The sequence below is a fragment of the Streptococcus suis genome (genome assembly GCF_046032115.1).
Lineage (GTDB): Bacteria > Bacillota > Bacilli > Lactobacillales > Streptococcaceae > Streptococcus > Streptococcus suis_AJ.
On sequence record NZ_JARQOZ010000068.1, the window covers coordinates 1 to 3,549 of the forward strand.

The 3,549-nt window shown below is 31.6% G+C and carries 2 protein-coding genes; one reads left to right on the forward strand and one right to left on the reverse strand.

The genetic code is table 11. From position 1 onward, the window contains the following. Positions 1-52: 52 nt before the first annotated feature. Complete coding sequence (locus tag P7J36_RS11465; protein WP_161496113.1) at positions 53-328, reverse strand: TIGR04540 family protein; 276 nt, start codon at positions 326-328, stop codon at positions 53-55. Between the two features lie 596 nt (positions 329-924). Between P7J36_RS11465 and optrA the strand changes: the two genes are divergently transcribed. Next, complete coding sequence (gene optrA / locus P7J36_RS11470) at positions 925-2,844, forward strand: ABC-F type ribosomal protection protein OptrA (RefSeq protein ID WP_475631997.1); 1,920 nt, start codon at positions 925-927, stop codon at positions 2,842-2,844. The last annotated feature ends 705 nt before the right edge of the window (positions 2,845-3,549 follow it).

Here is a 3,549-nt window from a genome sequence, read left to right on the forward strand (position 1 = left end):
TATTATTGGGAATCCCAGCTTAAATCATAGATACCGTAAGGGATTTTATTCTTTATTTAAAACTTTGCAACAGAACCTTTTTTAAAATGTTTCTTAAAACATTTAATCTCTGTTTACCTAACTTTCTTTGAACAGTTATGTTTAATTCATCTTCATCAAATAACTTTTCCTTATTGTTATTAGCATAGAAAAGAATAATTTCTTCAATTTCTCGATTATCTAATTTACCTTCTCTGTAATCATCAATAATTACTCGTAGTTCTGATGTTAAAGTTAATACTGTTGCAGGATAAGCTACATATTCATATTTATCAAAAATACTAGACAAAATAATCACTCCTTTTTTGTATATTTACATGGTATCATTTGCCACACACAAAATCAACATTTACTTAACATTTTTATAACATATTTCAAAAATATATGATTACATATTATTATCTGGGTATATTTATATAAACTCTTTCTACCTTGTCGCTATAACAAGATAGAAAGCTTTTTAAGGGGTATTAGCACTACTGACACACTAAATACTATACAAGCTATAAAAAGCTCTTAAAACCGAAATAGAAGCCTTAAAAGTTGCAATTAATAAAATTAGCACTTTATGATATAATGGTGTTGTTATAAAAAAAATAATAGAAAGGAAAGGAAGGCAGATGAGATAACAGATCAGTTACTTTACTTTTACCAGAAAGGGTGTAAGCTAAAACTTAGGTTAGACATTGCGCTAGCGATTTGGTACAATAAGGGGGAAGTTGAATTATATTTGAAACGATAGGAGGGAGAAGCAAATGAAATCTACAACTAAAGTAACATTTAAAGAACTCCATGTATAGGTGGCTGTGACAAGCTTTACATGGAGTAGAATAATTATTGTCCAAAGCCACCTTTGCAATTGCTAGTACTTACGCAAAGGAGGATATGAAAATGCAATACAAAATAATTAATGGTGCCGTTTACTATGATGGTAATATGGTGTTGGAAAACATCGGTATTGAAATCAATGATAATGAAAAGATTGCTATTGTTGGTAGAAATGGATGTGGAAAAACAACCTTGCTAAAAGCTATTATAGGCGAAATTGAATTAGAAGAAGGAACTGGTGAAAGTGAGTTTCAAGTAATAAAGACCGGTAACCCTTATATTAGCTATTTAAGACAGATGCCTTTTGAAGATGAAAGTATATCAATGGTGGATGAAGTCCGTACGGTATTTAAGACGCTTATTGATATGGAAAACAAGATGAAACAGCTGATAGATAAAATGGAGAATCAATATGATGATAAAATCATCAATGAATACTCTGATATCAGTGAAAGGTATATGGCTCTTGGAGGTCTAACCTACCAAAAAGAATATGAAACGATGATTCGTAGTATGGGTTTTACTGAAGCAGATAAGAAAAAACCCATTTCTGAATTTTCAGGTGGTCAGCGAACTAAGATAGCTTTTATAAAAATACTTTTAACAAAGCCAGACATTCTATTACTTGATGAACCTACTAACCACCTTGATATAGAAACAATACAATGGTTGGAGAGTTATTTGAGAAGTTATAAATCTACATTGGTTATTATTTCCCATGATAGAATGTTTCTTAATCGAATTGTGGATAAGGTTTATGAAATCGAATGGGGAGAGACCAAATGTTATAAAGGTAATTATTCAGCCTTTGAGGAGCAAAAACGAGAAAATCATATCAAACAGCAAAAAGATTACGACTTGCAACAGATAGAAATTGAAAGGATTACACGCTTGATTGAACGTTTTCGTTATAAACCTACGAAAGCTAAAATGGTGCAATCTAAAATTAAATTATTACAGCGTATGCAAATATTAAATGCACCAGACCAATACGATACAAAAACTTATATGTCTAAATTTCAACCGAGAATCAGTAGTTCAAGGCAAGTATTAAGTGCTTCAGAACTTGTGATAGGCTATGATACTCCTCTTGCAAAGGTTAATTTCAACCTTGAAAGGGGACAGAAGCTTGGAATTGTTGGGAGTAATGGTATTGGTAAATCCACGTTGCTTAAAACACTTATGGGTGGTGTGGCAGCATTGTCTGGAGATTTTAAATTCGGATACAATGTTGAAATTAGCTATTTTGACCAACAGCTTGCTCAAATCAGTGGAGATGATACACTATTCGAAATTTTTCAAAGCGAATACCCTGAGCTAAATGACACAGAGGTCAGAACTGCTCTTGGCTCATTTCAGTTTAGTGGAGATGATGTTTTTAGACCGGTGTCCTCTTTGTCAGGTGGAGAAAAGGTTAGATTGACATTATGTAAATTATTATATAAACGTCCTAATGTTTTAATCTTAGATGAACCGACAAACCACATGGATATTATTGGAAAAGAGAATTTAGAGAATATCTTATGCAGTTATCAAGGTACAATTATTTTTGTGTCACATGATAGATATTTTACTAATAAGATTGCTGACAGATTACTTGTTTTTGATAAGGATGGTGTAGAGTTTGTACAATCTACTTATGGTGAGTACGAGAAAAAAAGGATGAATTCTGAAAAGCCATTTAATAACATTAAAGTTGAGCAGAAAGTAGAGAAAAATAACACAGTAAAAGGCGATCGTAACTCCATTGAGAAGGAGAAGGTTAAGAAGGAGAAACGAATTGAAAAACTTGAAGTGTTAATAAATCAATATGATGAAGAATTAGAAAGATTGAATAAAATTATTTCTGAACCAAACAATTCTTCTGATTATATAGTACTGACGGAAATACAAAAATCAATTGATGATGTTAAAAGGTGTCAGGGTAATTATTTTAATGAATGGGAACAGTTGATGAGAGAATTGGAAGTTATGTAATTTTTGAGTTATGCAATAAGGATGTAAAAGTGTTAATGATACATTCTGGTTGTTGAAAATGTAAAAAAATTAATGAATTTTTATTAGATATAATCGCTATGTGAAGACCTTTTGAGTTTGCCGCATAGCGGTTTTTATTATCTATACTTTGGAATTGTCAAGAAAAGTGTAGTCGTATAAACTCACTAAATTTCCTTTGATTGTTATGCTGCCAGAAGTTGTTCTTCCAGTAGCCCTCTGTATATAACAGGAGGATTGAGCAGGTGGTTTCTGTCGTTGCAGAACCAGATTCTAAATATGGGACTGAAGTATTTGATGAATATGTCATAAGTAAAGAATTTGAAAATGTTCAAGAGGTTATGACGTCTCAAATACAGCAGAAAGGAAGGTTAAGATAAGAGAAACTGAAGTTCAACAATAGTATTTAGATATAGGGTGATAAATCAGATTATATTGTGATTTGTAGAATTGCTTGCCTTGGTGCTAAATAGGTATGGTAATAATGTACTAATCGATTGTTTTGTAGTAAAAAAGCAACAGATAATTAGGATATTTTTCTTGTATTGTTCGTTAAAAAGAGCCAAACGAAGTATATTTTCTCATAGAAGTTGAACATAGTAGACTGATTATGGTTCTGTTGCAAAGTTTTAAATCTACTATCAAATAAGGTAGAATAATAGAAAAAGATAGCAGGAGGAATGACGA

Excerpts from the sequence above, each read along its gene's own strand:
- optrA (WP_475631997.1), top strand. The coding sequence starts at position 925 with ATGAAAATGCAATACAAAATAATTAATGGTGCCGTTTACTATGATGGT.